We start from the raw sequence: 20,726 nt of genomic DNA on the forward strand, positions 1-20,726 counted from the left end.
CGCTCATTCGGGCAGAGGACCGTTTTCCTTCAGCACCTCTCCGGCCAGATAGAGCGAGCCACAGATAAGGATGATGGCGGGAGAGGATGTCTCCTCAGGGCGCATTTTCTGCAGCGCATTGCGCACCGACGCGGCGGGGCGGGCGGTCAGGCCCAGGCCGCTTGCGATGGCGGTCAGCTCGTCCGGTGTCTGAGTGACATGGTCCGACACCGGGACGGCGGAAAAATGAGTGGCGCGTTGTGCCAGAGGCTTCAGAAACTCCCGCGCATCCTTCCCCTCGATCATGCCACAGATCAAATGGACCGGCTGGTCGTTCTTATTGATGCGACGCAGAAAATCGGCGAGCGCGCGGCCCGCCGCGGGGTTGTGCCCACCATCCAGCCAGACCGCGCTGCCCGCCGGTGCCAGGTCAACAAGCGGGCCGCTATCCAGCTTTTGCAGCCGAGCCGGCCAGCGCGCCCAGCCCGGACCTGCACGCAAGGCGGATTCCGGCACGGTAAGTGCGCTCTGATGGCGCAGCATCGCCGTCGCGATGGCGGCATTGTCATGCTGATGCGCGCCGGGCAGGCGCGGGGCACTGAGCGTCAGCTTTCCAATCTTGTCGCGATAGTGAAGCTGCCCCTTGTAGAATGTTGCGTCCCAGTCGAGGCCGCGGGGGATCAGCTTTGCACCGGCCAGCGCCGCCGTTTCGCCAACCTTGCCCGCAATCGCGGCGGGATACCGCGCCGTCACGATGGGAACGCCGGACTTTGCAATGCCGGCCTTCTCTCCCGCGATTGTCAGTATCTCGGACCCAAGAAATTTTTCATGGTCGCGGCTGATCTGGCTGATGCCGCAGATCAGCGGCTTTTCGATGACATTCGTTGCATCGAAGCGGCCGCCAAGCCCCACCTCCAGAACCAGCGCATCCGCCGGGTGGCGTGCAAAGGCGGTGAAGGCGACAGCCGTTGTCAGTTCAAAGAATGTGATCGGGGCGCCGTCGTTCACCGCCATGACGTCGGTCATCAAAGCGGTCAGTTCATCATCGCCAATCAGCGCCCCGTTCAGGCGGATCCGTTCATTGAACCGCACAAGGTGGGGGCTGGAATAGACATGAATACTGTGCCCCGCCGCCTCCAGCGCGGACCGCAGGAACGCGCAGACGCTGCCCTTCCCATTGGTGCCGGCGACGTGAAAGGTCGGTGGCAGCGCGCGATGCGGATTGCCGAGCTTGTCGAGCAGCGCTTCCAACCGACCGAGCGTCAGGTCTATGGATTGCGGGTGCAGCGCGCGCGCACGCTGCAACAGGGCGTTGAGCGCTGGATCGTCAGCGTGCGCGCCGTCCCCAATGATCGGATCAGCCACCCGGAATCCGATCCCTCATCCCCGCGTCGGGGGGCGTGCAATGAACATGTTTCGGCACGCCGTCCACGCCTTTCGATATGAAGCCCCGCCTGCGCGTCGCCATGGCCTCATCCGGCCTCGGTGCGCGCGGCCTCGGAACTCAGGACTTCGGTACGGGTGCCCGTCATCATGGCGAGCAGGCGGCCCAGAACGCCGGCCAATTCCTTCCGATGCACGACCCGGTCGATCATTCCATGTTCCAGCAGGAATTCGGCCCGTTGAAAGCCCTCCGGCAATTTTTCGCGGATGGTCTGTTCTATCACGCGCTGGCCCGCCAGGCCGATCAGCGCACGGGGCTCCGCGATCTGAACGTCGCCCAGCATGGCATAGCTGGCCGTAACGCCACCCGTCGTCGGGTCGGTCAGAACGACGATATATGGCAGACCGGCCTCGTTCAGTTCCTCGATCAGAACCGTTGCGCGCGGCATCTGCATCAGGCTGAACAGCCCCTCCTGCATGCGGGCGCCGCCCGACGCGGTGCAGACCACATAGGGCAGGCGATGCTTCAGTGCCGCGCGCGCTCCTGCCACGAAAGCGGAACCGACGCCCATCCCCATGGAACCGCCCATATAGGCGAAATTCTGCACGCCCATGATCGAATCGACGCCGCCAATATGGCCGCGGGCAAGGGCGAAGGCTTCGGTCTCGCCGGTTTTGGCGCGCGCCGCCTTGATGCGGGCCGGATAGGGCTTTTGATCCTTGAATTTCAGTGGGTCATCTGCGACCGACGGTAGTGGCAGACGCACATGAGTGCCCCCGTCGAACAGCTGCTGAAAACGTTCATTGGGGCCAATGCGTTCGTGGAAGTCGCATTCGGGACAGACGTTCAGGCTCTTTTCCAGGTCGCGCTGGAAAATCATCTGACCGCAGCCACGGCATTTCGTCCAGAGACTGTCAGCCGTCTCCTTCTTTTGAAGGAATTTCAGGCGCGGGCGCAGGTTCGTAAGCCAACTCATGTCGCCGACTTAACCGCTTCGGACAGGCTTTGCACATATTTGAAGACGGCAGGAGCAGGGTCGCTCGTATTTTCCCCGACCAGATCGACAATGGCGGACCCGACGACGACGCCGTCCGCGACACGTGCAATGGCTGCGGCCTGTTCGGGTGTGCGGATGCCGAAGCCGACTGCGATGGGCAGGTCGGTCTCTCGCTTGATGCGTGCGACGGCTGCGCCCACGTCGGCGGTGGCGGCGCTGGCTGTTCCGGTCACGCCCGCGACGCTGACATAGTATAAAAACCCTGAGGCACCGTTCAGAACGGCAGGCAGGCGAGCCTCGTCGGTGGTTGGCGTGGCAAGGCGTATGAAATGCAGGCCGGCCTTACGGAAGGCCGGGCCTAGTTCCTCGTCTTCCTCTGGTGGCAGATCGACGATGATGCAGCCGTCGACGCCCGCCTTCACCGCATCCGCAGCGAACCCGTCACCATAGGATAGCAGCGGGTTGAGATACCCCATCAGGATCAGTGGCGTTTCAGGATGGCGATTCCGGAAATCCGCAGCGATCGCCAATGTTTTCCTCAGCGTCATGCCGTTCGTCAGCGCGCGAATGCCGCCCGCCTGAATCGCCGGGCCATCCGCCATGGGGTCGGTAAACGGCATACCAAGCTCGATCACGTCGGCACCCGCCTCTACCAAGGCATCGAGGACGGCAGGCGTCTGTTCGGCGGTCGGATCCCCACAGGTGACGAAGGTAACGAGCGCAGCGCGGTTTTTCGCAAAGGCAGCGGAAAGGCGTTCGCTCACAGTTCGACCCCCAGCGCGTCGGCGACGGTGAAGATGTCCTTGTCACCGCGACCGCAAAGGTTGGCGATGATGATCTGATCCTTTGTCATGCCCTCCGCGATATCGCGCACGACATGCAGGGCATGGGCGGGTTCCAGCGCGGGGATGATGCCCTCTGTCCGGCACAAAAACTGGAAGGCGTCGAGCGCCTGCTGGTCTGTTGCGCTACGATAATCGATCCGGCCGATTTCGTGCAGCCAGGAATGTTCGGGGCCGATGCCGGGATAATCGAGGCCGGCGGAGATGCTGTGCCCCTCGGTAATCTGTCCGTCCTCGTCCTGCAGCAGATAGGTCTTGTTACCGTGAAGAACGCCCGGACGTCCGCCGGTCAGGCTGGCCGCATGTTCGCGGCCGTCGAGGCCCTTGCCCGCCGCCTCTACGCCAATCATGCGAACGGAGGCATCGTCGAGGAACGGGTGGAACAGGCCAATGGCGTTGGAGCCGCCGCCGATCGCGGCGACCAGCATATCGGGCAATTTGCCCTCCATGGACTGGATTTGCTCTCGCGCTTCCTTGCCGATCACGCTTTGAAAGTCGCGCACCAGTTCCGGATAGGGGTGCGGGCCGGCGGAGGTGCCGATCAGATAATATGTATCCGCGACGTTCGCGACCCAGTCGCGCAGCGCCTCGTTCATCGCATCCTTCAACGTGCCGCGGCCCGACGTGACGCCGCGCACGTCGGCGCCCAGCAGCTTCATGCGAAAGACGTTCGGCTGTTGTCGGCGCATGTCCTCTGCACCCATGAACACGGTGCAGGGCAGGCCGAAGCGGGCACAGACGGTAGCGGTCGCCACGCCATGCTGTCCGGCGCCGGTTTCCGCGATGATGCGGGTTTTCCCCATGCGGCGGGCAAGCAGAATCTGACCGATGCAATTGTTGATCTTGTGCGCGCCGGTATGGTTCAACTCGTCACGCTTAAGGTAGATTTTGGCGCCGCCGATCGCGTCCGTCATCCGCTCCGCGAAATAAAGCGGGCTCGGACGACCGACATAGTGGTGCAGCAGGTGATGAAATTCGCGCTCGAATTCAGGATCGGCTTGGGCGCGGCGATATTCGCGCTCCAGCTCCAGAATCAGCGGCATCAGCGTTTCGGCGACATAGCGGCCCCCGAACTGACCAAAATGGCCTCGCTCGTCGGGTCCGGCTCTTAGGGATTTCGTGGTCATGCGGATCGAACGGCTTCCATGAAGGCGGCGATTTTCGCCGAAGATTTCTGACCCGGCGCGTCTTCCACACCGGAGGAGGTGTCGACAAGGGGGGCGTTGGTCGCGGCAAGTGCCGCCGCCACATTATCCGGCGTCAGACCGCCAGCCAGCCCCCACGGCATGGCCGGTGCCGCGTCTTTCAGAAGGGTCCAGTCAAACCGAACGCCGCGCCCGCCTGGCACACTCGCATCAGCGGGCGGTTTGGCGTCGAACAGGATCAGGTCGGCCGCGCCGTGATATTCGCGTGACGCGGCAAGGTCGGCGCGCGATGAAATGCCGAGCGCGCGCCAGACTTCCCTGCCGGTACGGGCCTTCAGTTCGGCCACGCGCGCGGGGCTTTCCCCGCCGTGAAGCTGCATCGCGTCCAACAGCGGCGCAGCGGCGTCGATAAGTGAATCATCGGCGTCAACGAACAGGCCGACGCGGCGTAGCCCCTGTGCCTGAAGGGAAAGAGCGCGGGCATCGGACAGGTCGAGATTGCGCGGGCTTTTCGCGAAGAACACAAAACCGATGTGACTGGCGCCTGCGTTTCGCGCAGCGGCGAGCGCTTGGGGGTCGCGGATGCCGCAAATCTTTACTTGTGTCATCGCAGAGAGGCGGCGATGGTGCTGGCCACCGTTGCCGGGTCGGGCGCCTGCGTAATGGGACGGCCGATCACCAGAACGCCGGCACCCGCCGCCATTGCCTGATCTGGAGTTAGCGTACGCTTCTGGTCGCCGGCGTCGCTACCGACGGGGCGGATGCCGGGTACCACGAACAGACCATCTGGCCAGTCGCGTCGCCGCTCCCCAACCTCCTGTGGAGAACAGACGATACCGTCCAGGCCGCTATCGCGTGCCAAGGCCGCCTGGCGCGCCACCTGCGCAGCACTGGTCCCGGTAACGCCAATATCGTCAAGGTCCTGGTCGTCGAGGCTGGTAAGGACGGTAACGCCGACCACCGCAGCATGATGGGGGGCGGCCTGCTTTGCGGCCTGCATCATGGCCCGTCCGCCCGCCGCATGCACGGTCAGTATATCGAAGTCCACATTGGCAAGCGCACGTATGCCACCCGCTACGGTATTCGGAATGTCGTGCAATTTCAGGTCGAGGAAGAGCCGTGCCTTCGGTGCCCGCGCCATGACCTCCGCGACGCCAGCGGCGCCATGGCTGTTCCAGAATTCGAGCCCCAGTTTCAATCCGCCCACATGTGGCGCAACCATACGGGCCAGATTGCAGGCGTGCGAAAGGTCGGCGGTGTCCACCGCGCAGAATATCGGATTACCGCTCATTGCGGTGAAAGCGGCGGCGTTGCGGTTTCGAGTCGGGGACCGGCTTCGCGTGACATTGCGGGTGTTTCGCGCGCCGCGCGTGACAGGTCGGGTGTTTCGCGCGCCGCCAGCTCCGCCTCCAGCTTTCTGATCCTGCGTTCCCAGCGCCACCGGCTGATCGAATGCATCAGGCTAAGCGGCAGGGCGCCGAGCAGAAGGGCAGCGATCATATATACCGCCAGCGGCCAGTTTGCCTCGTAACCACCAGGCAGCCACATGGAAACGCGCCCGAAATTGTTCGACGCGAACCACGCAATGAACAGGCCGATAAGGACGTAGATGACGAGCGTGATAATGCGCATGACGTTGCGGATAGCATGGGATGCGGAGGGTGACCAGAGTCCGGGCAATTCTGAAAAGACGCAATTTTAGAATGACAGGGTATAGAAATGCGGTCCGCCATCAGGGGGCGCGGTGCGGAATGCCCGTCATAAATAGTGACGAGACCAAAAGAGCGCTGGCGAGTTTGGCCCGGACTGCGCCCCCGGCGCTTAGGCGTTCAGGCGCTCACGCAGGTCCTTGCCAGCCTTGAAGTGGGGGACGCGTTTCGCCTCCACATCCACGGCGTCGCCGGTGCGGGGATTGCGGCCCGTTCGTGCATCGCGAGCACGGGTCGAAAAGGCCCCGAAGCCGCGAAGCTCAACGCGGCGCCCTTCGGCCAGCGCATCAATGATTGAGTCGAAAATCGTTCCAACGACTCGCTCGGCTTCCCGAGCGGTCAGATGAGGATGTGCGTCCGCCACGGCAGTGACTAGTTCCGAACGGATCATATATTCCCCCTCTTGGAAAGGCACGTCAGCTAGGTTGGGCGCTCGCCATACTAACCTGCGTTACATTATTCAATAAAAAGCACGCTCCAATGGCGAAAACGCCGTTGGAACGTGCCCTTAGTCGAAATTAATGTATATTCAAGTCAGGATTTGTCGGCATCCTTAGATTTTCCGAGCGCCTCGCCGAGAATGTCGCCCAGCGACGCTCCCGAATCGGAAGAGCCATATTGCTTCACGGCTTCCTTTTCCTCGGTGATCTGTAGTGCCTTGATGCTGAGGTTCGGCTTCTTCGAACGGTCGAAGCCGGTTACCAGCGCATCGACCTTCTGACCGACTTGGTAGCGTTCCGGACGCTGTTCGTCGCGATCACGCGACAAGTCCGAACGCCGAATGAAGCCGGTCGTCGCGCCCCCCTCGATGGAAACCTCGACGCCGCCATCGCGAACATCGACGACTTCGCCGGTGACGGTATCGCCCTTCTTGACGCCCGAGGCCACGGAAACGCTGGATGCGCCCTCTTCGGCCTGGTCCATTTGCTTGATGCCGAGCGAGATGCGTTCCTTTTCAGCATCCACGTCGAGAACAACCGCCTTAACGGTCTCACCCTTGTGATGCAGGTCGAGCGCTTCCTCGCCGGATACGCCCCAGGCAATGTCGGACATGTGGACCATGCCGTCCACATCGCCGTCCAGACCCACGAACAGACCGAACTCGGTGGTGTTCTTGACCTCGCCCTCGACGATCGACCCGACTGGATGCTTGTCGGCGAAATCTTCCCAGGGGTTGGAGATTGCCTGCTTCAGGCCCAGCGAAATACGACGCTTTTCTTCGTCGACCTCGATGACGATGACATCGACTTCCTGGCTGGTCGAAACGATCTTGCCCGGGTGAACGTTCTTCTTCGTCCAGGACATTTCGGACACGTGCACCAGACCCTCGATCCCGGCTTCCAGCTCCACGAAGGCGCCATAGTCGGTGATGTTGGTGACGCGGCCCGTCGCTTTCTGGCCGATCTGATACTTCGCCGCGACGCCGTCCCAGGGGTCGGCCTCCAGCTGCTTCATGCCGAGCGAGATGCGCTGCGTTTCGCGGTTGATGCGGATGATCTGCACCTTCACCTTGTCGCCGATATTGACGATTTCGGAGGGGTGGCCGACGCGCTTGTAGCTCATGTCGGTGACGTGCAGCAGGCCATCGATTCCGCCCAGGTCCACAAAGGCACCATAGTCGGTGATGTTCTTCACATCGCCCTCGACCACCTGACCCTCGGTCAGGGACTGGATCAGGTCGGAACGCTGCTCCATGCGCGTCTCTTCCAGGATCGCGCGGCGGGAAACGACGATATTGCCGCGCTTCCGGTCCATTTTCAGGATCTGGAAAGGCTGCGGCATGCCCATCAGCGGGCCGACGTCGCGCACGGGGCGCACATCCACCTGGCTGCCGGGCAGGAAAGCGACGGCGCCGCCCAGATCGACGGTAAAGCCACCCTTCACGCGGCCGAAGATCGTGCCTTCGACGCGGGCGGTGTCGTCATATTCCGTCTCCAGGCGGTCCCATGCTGCCTCTCGGCGGGCGCGGTCGCGGCTGAGCATGGCCTCGCCATGAGCGTTCTCGACGCGATCGACAAAGACTTCGACTTCGTCACCGACTGACAAATCCGCCTTTTGACCGGGGGCTGCGAATTCGCGGAGCGCGATGCGCCCTTCCGATTTCAGTCCGACATCGACGATTGCCATGTCGTTTTCGATGGCGGTAACGGTTCCGGTAACGACGCGGCCCTCGAAGGTTTCCGAGCCACCCAAGCTCTCTTCGAGCATGGAGGCGAAATCGTCACGTGTAGGCGCTGCTGCTGTAGCCATAAAGTTCTGATAATCCTTATATTCGTCTATTCATGCCGACCGGTTGGTTCCGGTGGTCTGGAGCGGAATTGCCCCTGTCGTTGAATGACCCGCCACAGGCAAAGCGGGCGGTTTCGGGGAGTGTCCCCGCCGCCCGCTCATCATGAGGCTGGTGCCGGATGCCGCACTTTGGCCACATCGGAAGGCGCGTGCCTAGTAGAGGAATTGTGGCGAAAATGCAAGCTGCAAGGCGGTCAGGCGATTGCCCTGTCGACGGCGGCGATGGCGGCCGCAATCGCCTCCTCGATGCCAAGGGCGGTGGTGTCGATCACCACCGCATCCGGGGCGACTTTCAGCGGCGCCGACGCGCGGCTGGAATCGCGGGCATCGCGCGCTTTTAGATCCGCGAGAATCGCCGCCTGATCGCTCGGCTCGCCGCGTCCGGTCAACTCCAGGGTACGCCGCCGTGCGCGCTCTGCGACATCGGCCGTGACGAACAGCTTTGCCGTCGCATCGGGCGCGATGACCGTGCCGACATCGCGGCCGTCCAGCACGGCACCGCCGGGCTGGACGGCGAAATGCCTCTGCCGTTGCAGCAATGCTGCGCGAACTTCTGGATGCGCAGACACGACCGATGCCAGCGCGCCCGCCTGTCGGGATCGGAGTTGTGGATCGGCAAGCAGGCTGTCCGGGAAATTTTCGGCGAGCGCGGCCGCTCTCCCGGCGTTGGCCGGGTCGCAACCATCCGCAATCACCGCCACTGCAACCGCACGATAGAGGGCGCCTGTGTCCAGATGAGGCAGGCTGTAATGACGCGCCAATGCCTTCGCGATCGTTCCCTTGCCCGATGCTGCGGGTCCGTCGACGGCGATGATAAGCGATGCCGTCATCCGGCGCGAACGTCTGTACGATCCATCCTTGACCGCCTAGGCTGGTGCTGATGCCGCTTCAAGGACTTGCGTACTTCGAGACGCGGAGTATCGAGGCATGGGCCAAGTCCGAGGGCAGGGGAGCGATCCGCATCGCCGATTTTCTGATTGTCGTGGGCACGCGGCCGGAAGCGATAAAGCTTGCGCCCGTTCTGTTCGCCCTGCGCCATGCCGGCGCAACCGTCGTCATGGCGACGACGGGGCAGCATCCCGATCTGCTGCCGCCAACCCTGGCGGCATTCGATATTCTCGACGTGGAATTCCCGCTTACTCCGCCGCGGACTGATTCCTTTCGCCCGCTGGATACCGTGTCGCAACTGCAGCGGGCGATCAGGGAAAGTTCGGCGGCATCGGTTATCGTGCAGGGCGACACGGCGAGCGCCCTTGCAGGCTCCATCGCAGCAAGCATCGAAGGTGTGCCGCTACATCATGTGGAGGCGGGGCTGCGCAGCCATGACTGGCTGAACCCGTATCCCGAGGAGTTTCATCGCGTTCTGATCTCCCGTTTGGCCACCATGCACTTCGCGCCCACTCAAACAGCCAAATCTGCGCTGATTCGAGAGGGGCGCGCGCAGCAATATGTGCATATGGTCGGCAATACCGTTGTCGATGCCCTGCGCCTTATTCTGTCAGATCCTGGTGCAGGCCTGCCCGACGGAATCGACCCCGCCCGGCGCCTGGTGATCCTGACCGCACATCGGGGGGAGAGCGCGGGGGCACCCATGCGGAATATTCTGGGGGCGGCGGAGCGCATCGCGGCCCGGAATGACGTTCAACTGATCTATCCCGTGCATCCTCGCACCTCGGCGAGCGAACTTGCTTCGCTTTCGCCCGCAGGACCAATCGAACTGGTGGAGCCGCTCGCTTATCGCGACTTTATCCCGCTGCTGCGGGCTGCCGATCTGGTCATCACCGATTCGGGAGGCATTCAGGAAGAGGCAGCGGTGCTGGGAACGCCGCTTCTTTGTGTGCGCAAGACAACCGAACGACCGGAGGCGCTGCAAGGTCGCTGCTCTCGCCTCGTTGGTACGGAAAAGAACGCGATCGTCGCGGCGGCAGAGGAGCTTTTGGATCAGGGCCCCGACCGGGTCGGGTCGCTGGCATTCGGGGATGGCCACGCGGCGGCGCGAATCGCCGATGTGCTTACCCGTCCGGCCATTTCAGCATATTAACCATCTTTATGGATGGTGCGACGTTTACACTTTGTTAAGTATATCCAAAGTGACAATGGAGGCACGATCCCATGTTCGCCTATGCGATCCGCAGACCGGCATTCGGGCGCCGCATCGCGGCCAACGCCTTTCGTACGGCCCGGTCGGAAATATCGTCCGACCTGAGGACCTTCACGCTGACCTATCTTGGCACGACGGCGTTTCTGCTAACTTTCCTGCTGTGAAGCACCCAAGGTGCACAGCAGCTCCACGAAACCCGGAAAACTGGTGTCGACAGGCCGCGCATCGTCGACAATGATCGGTCGCGCCGAATTCAGGCCCAGGATTGCGAAGCTCATGGCGATCCTGTGATCGAGATGGCTGGCGACGGTGGCGCCGCCCGCGACCGGCGCGCCGCCCGATCCCGTAATGACGATTCCGTCGCTTAGCAGCCGCACGGGGACCCCACATGCCGACAGCCCCTCCGCCATCACGGCAAGGCGGTCGGATTCCTTTACCCGTAATTCCTCCAGGCCGCGCATTTCGGTTTCGCCTTCGGCAAAGGCGGCCGCAACCATCAGGATCGGATATTCATCGATCATCAGCGGCGCAAGCACGGCTGGAATGGAGGTGCCAACCAGCGGACCGGCGCGGACGCCTATGTCGCCGACAGGCTCGCTACCAGCGGGTATCCCTTCGCGAATGTCGATCTTTGCGCCCAACAGGCGGAGCGCGTCGATCAGGCCGGTGCGCGTAGGATTCAGGCCGACGCCGGTGACTTCGATCTCGCTGCCCGGAACGATCAGCGCGGCGACGAGCGGGAAGGCCGCTGACGAAATGTCGCCCGGCACGATGATATCCATCGGGTGCAAATCGGCCTGGCCATGCAGGCGGATCTGCTTTCCCTCACTGGTCTGATGAATCGACAGCTTCGCCCCGAAAGCTTCAAGCATGCGTTCCGAATGATCGCGTGTGACGGTCGGTTCGCGGACGATCATGTCGCCGGGGGTGTTGAGGCCTGCGAGCAGCACCGCCGATTTCACCTGCGCGGAGGCTACGGGCATCGTATAGTCAATGGGCAGCGGCTGTTCCGTCCCGGTCATCGTCAGGGGCAGGCGCCCCTCCCGCGACATGAATCGTGCACCGATGCGCGTCAGCGGCTCGACCACCCGCCCCATCGGCCGCTTCTGCAGCGATTCGTCGCCGATGAAGGTGGCGGTCAGCGGATGGCTGGCCAACAGGCCCATGAACAGACGCGCTGAGGTTCCCGAATTGCCCAGGTCGAGAACGCTTTCCGGCTCCAGCAGGCCGCCGACCCCGACGCCGTCGACTATCCATATATCGTCCTGCCGTGCGACACGAGCACCCATGGCCTGCAGGGCGGCGGCCGTCGCCCGCACGTCCTCTCCCTCTAAAAGGCCGGACACCGTCGTGCGTCCGACGGCGAGCGCCCCCAGCATCAGCGAACGATGCGAAATCGACTTGTCGCCGGGGACCTTGACGTTGCCGGAAAGCGGTCCTTCGGCCCGCAGTGAAAGTGGCCGTGCAGCGCCTTCGGATTGCTCTGACATGAATACCCCTTGAAACCGGCGCCGTGCAGGCGCATTTCGGCGGGGCTTTGACAGTGCGTTCGGAGCGTGGCAAGCGCCCGCCGGAAGAGGCGGCAGGCGGCGAGTCGACAGTCCGCCCGCACGCACCCAATCAGGAGACCGAAATTGGCAGCCGCAGCAAAGGCGGACCTTGGTACCAAACGTACCTGTCCCGAATGCAATACCCGTTTTTACGATTTGGGCGAGGATAGCCCCGTCACCTGCATCGAATGCGGAGAGGCGTGGGAGCCTGAACCCGTTCTGAAATCGAAGCAGCCTCTGCCCTTCGACACCGCCAAGACCTCAAAGGAAAAGGCGGCCGAGGAAGATCTGGACGAAGAAGATCTGGACATCGACGAGGACGACGAGGGCAGCCCCGACGACGAGAACGATCTGGGCGGCGACGAGGACCTGACCGAGGTCGCGAAGTCCAAGGGCGATGACGAACAGCCCGACACCTGACATCAGCAGTCGCCGGGGCCATGGCCCCGGCGACTAAGTTTCACGTCGTACTTGTCACGACGCGCGGGCGGCGATATGTGCCCGCCCCTAGCCACCGTTCCTCAAGAGGGTGGTGACGACATTCGGGGCCGTAGCTCAGCTGGGAGAGCGCTACACTGGCAGTGTAGAGGTCAGGGGTTCGATCCCCCTCGGCTCCACCAATTTCTAATAAATCCAGAAGTTTTTCCTTCGTGAATAGCTTCTGCTCCATTTCCAGCCATAGGCGAAATCTTCCTGATATGCTAAGGATATGATGCAGTTTAGACTGTCTGCACTTTCGCCTTTGGGACAGTCGCTTGTCCGCAATGCTGGTGCAATGTTTTCCGGCAATATGACATCGAGCGTCTTGGGGCTGCTCTCCGTTATGGCGGCTGCCCGAACGCTTGAACCAAAGCTGTTCGGAGTGCTCACCCTAATCGTTACATACGCAACGGTCATGGACCGTCTATTGAATTTCCAGTCGTGGACCGCCGTGGTGCGCTTCGGAGCGTCGGCGCGAGAGCGTGGCAAACAGGAGGAGATGCTCGCGGTTGTTAAGCTCTGTATTTCAGCCGACATTGCGACTGCTTGCCTGGGGACGGTGATTGCTATCGGCGTGGCGCCCCTCGTGGCGGGCCATTTTGAGTGGACCGAGCGGGATGTGATATTTGTTCAGATTTATGCGCTCGCTATCGCGACAAATATAGTCGGTGTTACGACCGGCCTTTTACAATTAGAGCGCGACTTTAAGCTGCTTGCCAGGTTAAATGTTCTTGGCGCCATGTTAAAAGCCGCGTTTAGTCTGCTTGGCTTTGCTGGAGATTTTGGGTTACCTTATTTCGTAATTTCATGGTTGATTGCCGACCTGCTAAAGAACAGTTCGTTGCTATACGTCGGTATTACGCTTCTTCAACGACTTGGTCTGCTCGGTTTTTGGCGGGGGGATACCCGTCAGGTAGAAGGTGGCCGCAGGCGAGCGTTGAAATTCCTGTTGGTTACCAATCTTGTTGCCAGCCTTAAAATGTCCATTCGCGAGTTGGATGTACTATTGGTAGGTGCAATCCTAGATCCGCGTGGAGCGGGTATCTACAAGATCGCAAAGCAATTCGGCTCTACCCTGAGTAAGCCCGTCGATCCTGTGAATGTCGTAATTTACCCTGAGTTTGCGTCGCTTTCAGCTTCTGGCGATGACAAGCGATTTTGGCGGTTGTTTGCTCGTGTGACGATTGCGACAACGGTTATCGCGACAGTTATGCTGATCCTACTGGCAATTGTCGCCAAGCCACTGATTATCCACACGGTGGGCTCGGAATATCTTGCGGCGGTTCCAGTGGTCATTCTATATGCAACAGGTGTGCATATCGCTATTTCAACGATAGCATTTTATCCCGCGCTTACCGCCTTGGGGTACGAAAACCGTTCTCTTTTCGCGATCTCCGTGGGCACCGCCATTTACTTTTTGGCGCTATATCTGCTAACCCTCAATTACGGTCTGCTCGGAGCCGGCGGATCCTACTTCGTTTTCTACATAGTGTGGAGTCTTGTAATGTCTCTCTCGTTGCGCGCCGCGAGGGTGGGAGGGCGTCGATGAGCAATCGATATTTCCTGCCCGAAGATTATCGAGGCAATGAGGCTCGGATTACGTTTGATAATGAAACCGAAACCTATTGGGACCCGAAACGCCTCGGCATTTCTCTGCGGTATCAGCACCAGGTTTATGCCTTGGCGTCTAAATTGATTTCAGAACATGGCTTTCAGACCGTCTTTGACGTAGGATGCGGTCCGGCCAGTAAACTCGCTTGGCTGCATTCCAAGCATCCCGACGTCCATTTTACCGGGTTCGACCAGCCAAATGCCATCGCTTTTTGTCTCAAACATTACGATTGGGGTGAGTGGCGTGCAGACGATTTTGACCACCCGGAGCCGTTTGGCCAAAGTGAAAAGGCCGATTTAGTTATATGCTCGGACGTGATCGAACATTTAGCCGACCCCGATCATTTGCTCGATTATGTCATGCAACGCATCAAACCTGATGGCATGATACTTTTTTCGACACCTGATCGAGAGCGTCTATATAGTAAAACATCAAACAAGCCGCGGAATCCATACCACATCCGCGAATGGGCCGCTTCTGAGTTTACATCCTATCTTCGGAACTACGGATTCGAAATTGTACACACCGAGCATCAACTCCCTGTGCGAATGGCGGTTACCAAAACCTTTTGGGCACAAGTTGTAAGGCGAGCTTTCCAAGGTCAGTCACTTTTTTACAATTTTGTCTGCCTCGTGACCCTCGCTGACAAGAAAAAGTAGACCTGCCGTGTTTAAGGAATTTATTACATATTTTCGCCTCAATGGCCATGCTGGTCAAATAAAATCTAATGAACTGATATTTGACGATGTAGTTATTCCCCTAGAAGACGGCATCCCAAGATTTATTCAGGGCGGATCTTACTCGGCTGGTAATTTTGAGAAGCTTCGAACGGCACATGCCACGCTTCAACTTGATTCCAGAAATGGTACAACCGACCGGTACGATACCATTCTCAGGCGAACGGGGTGGTCGCCGGATTTCTTCAAGGGCAAAACCGTCTTGGAGTGCGGCTGCGGCGCTGGTCCGGACACAGAAATCCTGTTAGCGATGGGAGCGAAGGTAGTCGCCGTTGACCTCGCTGGACTGGATGTTGCCCGTGCCAATCTGGGCGATCGCCCAGATCTTTGTTTGGTGCAGGCAAGTATTGCGGATTTACCCTTGCTACCGCATAGTTTTGATATTGTGTTTTGTCATCGGGTCATCATGCACACACCCGATCCTAAAGTGACGCTCGATCATATTTTACGCTTTGTGAAGCCCGATGGAGCCGTCTTCGTACACTCCTATTCCCGCGATATATTCCAGATGGCGCGGTGGAAATACGTCTTGCGCCCACTAACCAAACGTATGTCGCCGGAACGGCTATATCGCATGATCCATCGCGCGGCACCCGTTATGTTTCGATTAACTCAAGTTCTAAATAGATCGCGGCTAGGACGCCGAATTTCATGGCATTTTTTACCTTTTCTAAATTACTCGGCAAAACCGGAGTTCTCAGGGATGAGCGATGTTGCCATGTTGGAATATGCTGTACACGATACCTTCGACGCATTGAGTCCGCCATACGACAGTCCACTATCTGAGCGCGATTTTAAGGAGGCTGCTGACATGCACCTTAAAGGTGATTGGGAGGTTGAGACCGGCTCAGCAATCACTTTGTTACGCAGCCGCGTGGCAGAACCTTGATAGGGGATAAGCATGTGCGGACTATTTGGCGTCGTGCGCCTTGGCAACTCGCGCCCGATTGATGAGCAAACGAGGGCACGGGCCCGTCGTGCTTTGCATACGCTTGAGCACCGCGGGCCAGATGCGTGGGGCGAATGGTATGACGAGCGCGCTTATATCGGCCATCGTCGTTTAAGCATCATCGACACATCCACGCACGGCCTGCAGCCGATGGTACAGAATGGGTCTGGACATGTCCTTTCCTTTAACGGCGAAATCTACAATTTCGCGTCGTTGCGGGATGACTTGGTTCGCGATTATGATTTCGAAAGCTTCACCGACTCCGAAGTCCTTCTGCATGGCTATAACAAGTGGGGAATGTCTGGGCTTCTGGAACGTATCGAGGGAATGTTCGCCTTCGTTATTTACGACCCTCGTCAGCGAAAATTGCATCTGGTGCGCGACCGCGTTGGTATTAAACCTTTATATTATGGTATATGGTCGTCGCAAATTACCTTTGCTTCAGAACTGAAAGCAATCGTTGAGTTCAGCGAGCGAGGGGATTTGGAGCACGACACGACCGCTCTCTATGATTTTCTTACTTACGGTTATGTCCCTACGCCTAAATCGTTGTACCGGCAGGTTCAAAAACTGCCGGCTGCCCGGCATTTGGAAATTGATGTTGATACAGGAATTCGACGAGAAACGGCGTACTGGTCGCTAAATGACAGTATCGACAACGTAGAAAACCCTGGGCTACCTGAAGAACTAAACCATTTGCTGAAAACGTCCGTTAACGAGCAGATGGTTGCAGATGTTCCTTTGGGGTTCTTTTTGAGCGGCGGGATAGATTCCAGTGCCGTAACCGCAGCCGCGGCTTATCATGGCGCGCGCCAGAAGACATTTAGCATTGGATTTGACAGCGAACGTTACGACGAAACCCCTTTCGCCCAAATGGTGGCGGATCGTTACGAAACGGATCATCTTCGTAGTATCCTATCTGAGGAAGCATCTGGGGCTATAGCTGAGGATGTTATCCGGAATTATGATGAGCCGTTTGCCGACAGTTCGGCAGTCCCTACCTATTTCGTTTCCAAACTCGCTGCTGAAAGTGTCAAAGTGGCGTTAACAGGCGACGGCGGTGATGAAGTTTTTTGCGGTTATAATTGGTACCGACGCTTTGCCCGTGCGCAGGGGAGAATGGTCCGGTTTCCCCAATTTGTGCAGCCACTGACTCGCTATTTACGGAGGAGGAACGGGCATAGTGAACGTCGACCGATTTCGGCTCGTCTCTCCGAAAGACTGGAGTACGATCATCTCCTGACCGGCTTTGACCTGTATGCGCGACTAATGGGAGGATTAATCGCGCGCGAGAAAAGCAACTATCGTCGATTTTGGGAGATTCCTGACGATTATGACGATTATTGGCAATACCGAGCATTCTACAGAGAAGATTTACCGCTGTTTACTCGCATGCAGTATCTCGATTTTCACACTTATCTCCCGGACGATATCCTAACTAAAGTTGACCGCGCATCTATGATGGTGTCGCTAGAAACACGAGTTCCTCTACTTTCCACGCCGATAATTGAATTTGGTTTCGGAATTTCTGAGCGATCAAGGCTGCTGAACGGAAGATTAAAAGGCGTGTTAGTAGCGTCTCAAAGAAATGAACTCCCCTCCGCTATCCTCGATCGCCCAAAAAAAGGATTTAGCGTTCCAAAACAGCAATGGAGCTCTGGATTATTTTTAAACGGGCGCACTTTTGGCGAGAATACTCTGCACCAAATGTATGGAGAGTTAGTGCCAAATGAAGCGGGGATTGCTCTGTGAAGATTGCTTATACTGCTGCTTCCATGGTGCCCTCGCTCGCTGCAAATAGTGTGCATGTGATGCGTATGGCAGCGGCATTTTCTCGAGCGGGTCACGATGTGACGCTGTATTTGCCAAAGATTAATAATAATGACGAGGCAACGACGTTCGAACATTATGGTACAGAAAACACATTCTCAATCCAACGCGTACTATGGCCAAAGATGCGTGGGCGTGCATACGTGTTTGCTGCTCAATCGGTGCGTCTAGCCAAGAAAGCTGGATGCGATCTTTTTTATTCCCGTTCGATTGCAGCCAGCGCCTTTGCGATCGGCGCTGGGTTGCCGACAGTCTTAGAAATGCATGGGCCTTACACAGACAAGTCACTGGTCGAACAGATGTTATTCAAATGGCTTATCCGCCAGCGATCTTTTTCAAAACTCGTCGTAATAAGTGGTCGTTTAAAGAAATGGTTCGAGGAAAATAACTCCGTGCTACATGGTCGAATCACATGCGCGCATGATGGGGCCGATATTGGCGTAAAACCCGCACCAGCTAGCGGGCCTGTTCAAAAGGCGGGATATTTCGGCGGACTTTACGACGGTCGTGGCATCGACGTCATCCTGAACATGGCCAGATGTACGCCCAGTATCGATTATATTATCTACGGTGGTACGGAAGAGGATGTCGCGCGCTGGAAGCTGGCGGCGCAAACTGTCACGAATTTTTATTTAAAGGGACATGCTCCCCCCGGCAAGGTCATGTCGTTAATGCGGCAGTGCGATGTCTTGCTAGCTCCCTATCAAAATATTGTAGCTGTTTATGGTGGAAGCGGTAACACGGTGCAATGGATGTCGCCTTTGAAATTATTTGAGTATATGGCCGCCGGCCGCGCGATTATTTGTTCTGATGTACCCGTGCTCCGCGAAATACTGACGCCTTGTGAGACCGCGATAATGCCCGAAGCGGCGGAAGTGAATCAATGGATTGCAGCGATATCCGCTTTGGATAGCCCGGATCTCAGGACCAAACTGCAGACGCGCGCATATGAGCGTGTTGAGCGCGAGTTTAGCTGGAACAGGCGCGCTGAAAACGTCCTGCGTTGATAGCTTCGCTCGATCTTTTGATTAGCAGTCTGCGTTTGGGCGGGGCCGAACGCATGTGTACCGTAATCGCAAACCTATTTGCGGAGCGAGGATATTCCGTACGGGTCGTGGTATTGGATGATGGGGATGGGCCGTTGCGTGCTGACCTAGCCAAAAATGTACCCGTCCTCGCGCTCGGAGTTCGGCGCGCGCGCTATGCTGTACCGCCACTTTATAGATTTTTGCGACACAGCGCAGCGCCACAAGTGCTGGTATTCAATCATCAATTATTAGCGATGCTTCTGTGCTTACGCCCAATTGCTCGCAGCAAAACGCGGTTCGTGCTGCGTAACATCAGTACATTATCGGAGAAGCTAGCGGCAGAGCGATCATTATGGCACGGGAGAGTTGTTCATGGCCTGGCTCGGTATACCATCGCCCGCGCTGATCATGTGATTGCCCAGTCTGAAGGAATGGCGCTTGATTTGGTCGCCAATTACGCCGTGCCTGAGGAAAATATTACCGTAGTCAATAATGCCGTGTCGCCGCAAATGTTGCTAAAGCGCGGGGACAAAATCCATAAAAGACGAGGCTATGAGGTGGTATTTGTAGGAAGGCTTCATGCCGTTAAGGACTTATCGCTGCTGCTGAACGCCTTTGTGCGCTTAAAGTCCGTTTTGCCGTCCGCTTTTTTATCGATCTACGGCGATGGGCCGGAGCGAGACGCTTTGGTCAGCCAGGTGACGAAACTTGGTCTCGAAGCCTCCGTGTTTTTCCACGGCCAGGTGGCGAACGTGGCAGATTGCTATACCCGTGCGAATGTAACGGTACTGACATCTCTCTACGAAGGTTTTCCCAACTGTTTAATTGAGTCAATCACAATCGGGACGCCGATTGTGTCGGTAAACTGTCGCTCCGGACCGTCAGAAATTATAAGGCCGGGAAGGAATGGCTATATAGTTCAGACGCGTCATCCCCAAGATTTCGCTGACGCGCTTTTACTAGCGTCTCGCACGCATTGGGATCCTGAAACTGTTCGCGCGACCTCAACAAAATTTGAGCCAGACTTCGTATTTAGAAAATACGAGCAAATATTATTTCCTGATAGGAACTCAGTTCAATGATAGCGAAGACTGATCGGCCTTGCCCCTTTTGTAAGGCGCGGCAAGTCGTGCCTGTTGTCGAGTTGCGGCCAAACGACGGACATACCTACCGAATCGTCAAATGCACAAAGTGTGATTTTGTCTTTACCGCCAATCCATTTGAAAGTACCCATGCTAGGGGTGCCAACACCACACTTCGTGAGCATCGCCAGCCTGCCGTACGCCATTATCGGATCGAGGGGCTGCTTCGAGCGCTGAAATTGCCGGGAGTGCCGCCGCGAATTGTTGAGGTCGGCGCTGGCCACGGACTTCTAGCCGATCTTCTGAGACACGATTTCGATTATTGTGGCTATGAGCCTAATAAAGAACGGGCCGAACTTTGCCAGGAACAAGGACTAAACGTAACTAATACGTCTTTCGACCGAACGACAGTCGGCGAAGAGAGCGTTGATGGGATTGTCATCGACAATGTGCTCGAACATGTGTCCGACCCAGAACGTATGATAGCGGATAGCTACGTGGCCTTGAAGAGGGGCGGAGTCCTTATCGTCATCGTCCCGTCGATCCGGGACGTACGCCGATTAATGCCAAAATGGCGTCGCAGGCATCATTTTCAGCGTGTACACATTAATTATTTTAGTCCGGAACACCTACAAGTGATGCTAGTTCGCAATGGATTTAAACCTTGCCAATTTGGATTTCGTGGGTTTGACAAGTTCACGGCGCGATTGATTCCATACGCGCTCGCCGATACACTTGGTTTGCACCCGCTAGGTTTATATTATTACGCCATCAAGACCGCTTAGAGCCCGCTTGAGAAAGTGATTGACCGGGTTCGGCATGAGTGATTCAAGCCGGGGATGTGAACCGGAGCGAGCCGTGACCGGAGGGCGGTCCTGAACCGCCTTGGGTTTGCCGGAGGCCATTTGGTTTAAGTTACGCGGCCATGGGGACGTCGTCCAACATGGCATAATATCGTTGCTCGGCTTCTGCTGGCGGGATGTTGCCGATTGGCTCCAGCAATCGCCGATGG

At 58.1% G+C, this 20,726-nt stretch carries 21 protein-coding genes and 1 tRNA gene; 11 read left to right on the forward strand and 11 right to left on the reverse strand.

Annotated elements, in window-relative coordinates; translation table 11 throughout:
* Window positions 1-3: 3 nt before the first annotated feature.
* The 10 genes from ACSMXM_RS16665 to cmk form a co-directional block, all read right to left on the reverse strand.
* Complete coding sequence (locus ACSMXM_RS16665) at window positions 4-1,329, reverse strand: bifunctional folylpolyglutamate synthase/dihydrofolate synthase (protein WP_460317628.1); 1,326 nt, start codon at window positions 1,327-1,329, stop codon at window positions 4-6.
* Window positions 1,330-1,451: 122 nt separating this feature from the next.
* On the reverse strand, window positions 1,452-2,339 hold the full coding sequence (accD, locus tag ACSMXM_RS16670) for an acetyl-CoA carboxylase, carboxyltransferase subunit beta (protein ID WP_460317573.1): 888 nt from the start codon (window positions 2,337-2,339) through the stop codon (window positions 1,452-1,454).
* Window positions 2,336-3,124, reverse strand: a complete 789-nt coding sequence (gene trpA, locus ACSMXM_RS16675) for a tryptophan synthase subunit alpha (RefSeq protein WP_460317574.1) — start codon at window positions 3,122-3,124, stop codon at window positions 2,336-2,338. Before trpA ends, accD begins: the two co-directional genes overlap by 4 nt.
* Complete coding sequence (trpB, locus tag ACSMXM_RS16680; RefSeq protein WP_460317575.1) at window positions 3,121-4,329, reverse strand: tryptophan synthase subunit beta; 1,209 nt, start codon at window positions 4,327-4,329, stop codon at window positions 3,121-3,123. The genes trpA and trpB overlap by 4 nt, the downstream gene beginning before the upstream one ends.
* Window positions 4,326-4,955 (reverse strand): phosphoribosylanthranilate isomerase, encoded by a 630-nt coding sequence (locus ACSMXM_RS16685; RefSeq protein ID WP_460317576.1) that lies wholly within the window; start codon window positions 4,953-4,955, stop codon window positions 4,326-4,328. Before ACSMXM_RS16685 ends, trpB begins: the two co-directional genes overlap by 4 nt.
* Window positions 4,952-5,638 carry an orotidine-5'-phosphate decarboxylase gene (gene pyrF, locus ACSMXM_RS16690; RefSeq protein ID WP_460317577.1) on the reverse strand — a complete coding sequence of 229 codons (687 nt, stop codon included), beginning with the start codon at window positions 5,636-5,638 and terminating at the stop codon, window positions 4,952-4,954. Before pyrF ends, ACSMXM_RS16685 begins: the two co-directional genes overlap by 4 nt.
* A complete protein-coding gene (locus ACSMXM_RS16695; protein ID WP_460317578.1) occupies window positions 5,635-5,979 on the reverse strand; it encodes a lipopolysaccharide assembly protein LapA domain-containing protein in 345 nt (114 codons plus the stop codon). The genes pyrF and ACSMXM_RS16695 overlap by 4 nt, the downstream gene beginning before the upstream one ends.
* 189 nt (window positions 5,980-6,168) lie before the next feature.
* Complete coding sequence (locus tag ACSMXM_RS16700; protein WP_460317579.1) at window positions 6,169-6,447, reverse strand: integration host factor subunit beta; 279 nt, start codon at window positions 6,445-6,447, stop codon at window positions 6,169-6,171.
* Between the two features lie 143 nt (window positions 6,448-6,590).
* The gene (gene rpsA, locus ACSMXM_RS16705) at window positions 6,591-8,306 is read right to left on the reverse strand and encodes a 30S ribosomal protein S1 (protein WP_460317580.1); all 1,716 of its coding nucleotides are present in this window, start codon (window positions 8,304-8,306) and stop codon (window positions 6,591-6,593) included.
* Window positions 8,307-8,539: 233 nt separating this feature from the next.
* Window positions 8,540-9,175, reverse strand: coding sequence for a (d)CMP kinase (gene cmk, locus ACSMXM_RS16710; RefSeq protein WP_460317581.1), 636 nt, complete (start codon window positions 9,173-9,175; stop codon window positions 8,540-8,542).
* Between the two features lie 50 nt (window positions 9,176-9,225).
* On the opposite strand from cmk, the gene wecB reads away from it, so the two are divergent.
* Both wecB and ACSMXM_RS16720 read left to right on the forward strand, forming a co-directional pair.
* The gene (gene wecB / locus ACSMXM_RS16715; protein WP_460317582.1) at window positions 9,226-10,386 is read left to right on the forward strand and encodes a non-hydrolyzing UDP-N-acetylglucosamine 2-epimerase; all 1,161 of its coding nucleotides are present in this window, start codon (window positions 9,226-9,228) and stop codon (window positions 10,384-10,386) included.
* 71 nt (window positions 10,387-10,457) lie between these two features.
* On the forward strand, window positions 10,458-10,610 hold the full coding sequence (locus ACSMXM_RS16720) for a hypothetical protein (RefSeq protein ID WP_460317583.1): 153 nt from the start codon (window positions 10,458-10,460) through the stop codon (window positions 10,608-10,610).
* On the opposite strand, the gene aroA is transcribed toward ACSMXM_RS16720, so the two are convergent.
* Window positions 10,593-11,936: a 3-phosphoshikimate 1-carboxyvinyltransferase gene (gene aroA, locus ACSMXM_RS16725; RefSeq protein ID WP_460317584.1), complete on the reverse strand. Its 1,344-nt coding sequence runs from the start codon at window positions 11,934-11,936 to the stop codon at window positions 10,593-10,595. The two genes, ACSMXM_RS16720 and aroA, sit on opposite strands and share 18 nt — an antisense overlap.
* 144 nt (window positions 11,937-12,080) lie before the next feature.
* Between aroA and ACSMXM_RS16730 the strand changes: the two genes are divergently transcribed.
* From ACSMXM_RS16730 to ACSMXM_RS16770, 9 genes are all read left to right on the forward strand, one after another.
* Entirely contained in the window at window positions 12,081-12,416 is a 336-nt protein-coding gene (locus ACSMXM_RS16730) for a TIGR02300 family protein (protein WP_460317585.1), read from the forward strand.
* Between the two features lie 124 nt (window positions 12,417-12,540).
* Window positions 12,541-12,616 (forward strand) — tRNA-Ala (locus tag ACSMXM_RS16735).
* 89 nt (window positions 12,617-12,705) lie between these two features.
* On the forward strand, window positions 12,706-14,025 hold the full coding sequence (locus ACSMXM_RS16740) for a lipopolysaccharide biosynthesis protein (RefSeq protein ID WP_460317586.1): 1,320 nt from the start codon (window positions 12,706-12,708) through the stop codon (window positions 14,023-14,025).
* Complete coding sequence (locus ACSMXM_RS16745; RefSeq protein WP_460317587.1) at window positions 14,022-14,747, forward strand: class I SAM-dependent methyltransferase; 726 nt, start codon at window positions 14,022-14,024, stop codon at window positions 14,745-14,747. The genes ACSMXM_RS16740 and ACSMXM_RS16745 overlap by 4 nt, the downstream gene beginning before the upstream one ends.
* A 7-nt stretch (window positions 14,748-14,754) precedes the next feature.
* Window positions 14,755-15,714, forward strand: coding sequence for a class I SAM-dependent methyltransferase (locus ACSMXM_RS16750; protein ID WP_460317588.1), 960 nt, complete (start codon window positions 14,755-14,757; stop codon window positions 15,712-15,714).
* 12 nt (window positions 15,715-15,726) lie between these two features.
* The gene (gene asnB / locus ACSMXM_RS16755; RefSeq protein WP_460317589.1) at window positions 15,727-17,526 is read left to right on the forward strand and encodes an asparagine synthase (glutamine-hydrolyzing); all 1,800 of its coding nucleotides are present in this window, start codon (window positions 15,727-15,729) and stop codon (window positions 17,524-17,526) included.
* Window positions 17,523-18,611 (forward strand): glycosyltransferase family protein, encoded by a 1,089-nt coding sequence (locus tag ACSMXM_RS16760; protein ID WP_460317590.1) that lies wholly within the window; start codon window positions 17,523-17,525, stop codon window positions 18,609-18,611. The genes asnB and ACSMXM_RS16760 overlap by 4 nt, the downstream gene beginning before the upstream one ends.
* Window positions 18,612-18,646: 35 nt before the next feature.
* Window positions 18,647-19,714: a glycosyltransferase gene (locus ACSMXM_RS16765; RefSeq protein ID WP_460317591.1), complete on the forward strand. Its 1,068-nt coding sequence runs from the start codon at window positions 18,647-18,649 to the stop codon at window positions 19,712-19,714.
* A 47-nt stretch (window positions 19,715-19,761) separates the two neighbouring features.
* Window positions 19,762-20,499 carry a class I SAM-dependent methyltransferase gene (locus ACSMXM_RS16770; RefSeq protein WP_460317592.1) on the forward strand — a complete coding sequence of 246 codons (738 nt, stop codon included), beginning with the start codon at window positions 19,762-19,764 and terminating at the stop codon, window positions 20,497-20,499.
* Window positions 20,500-20,726: the final 227 nt, after the last annotated feature.

Source organism: Pacificimonas sp. ICDLI1SI03 (assembly GCF_054740865.1).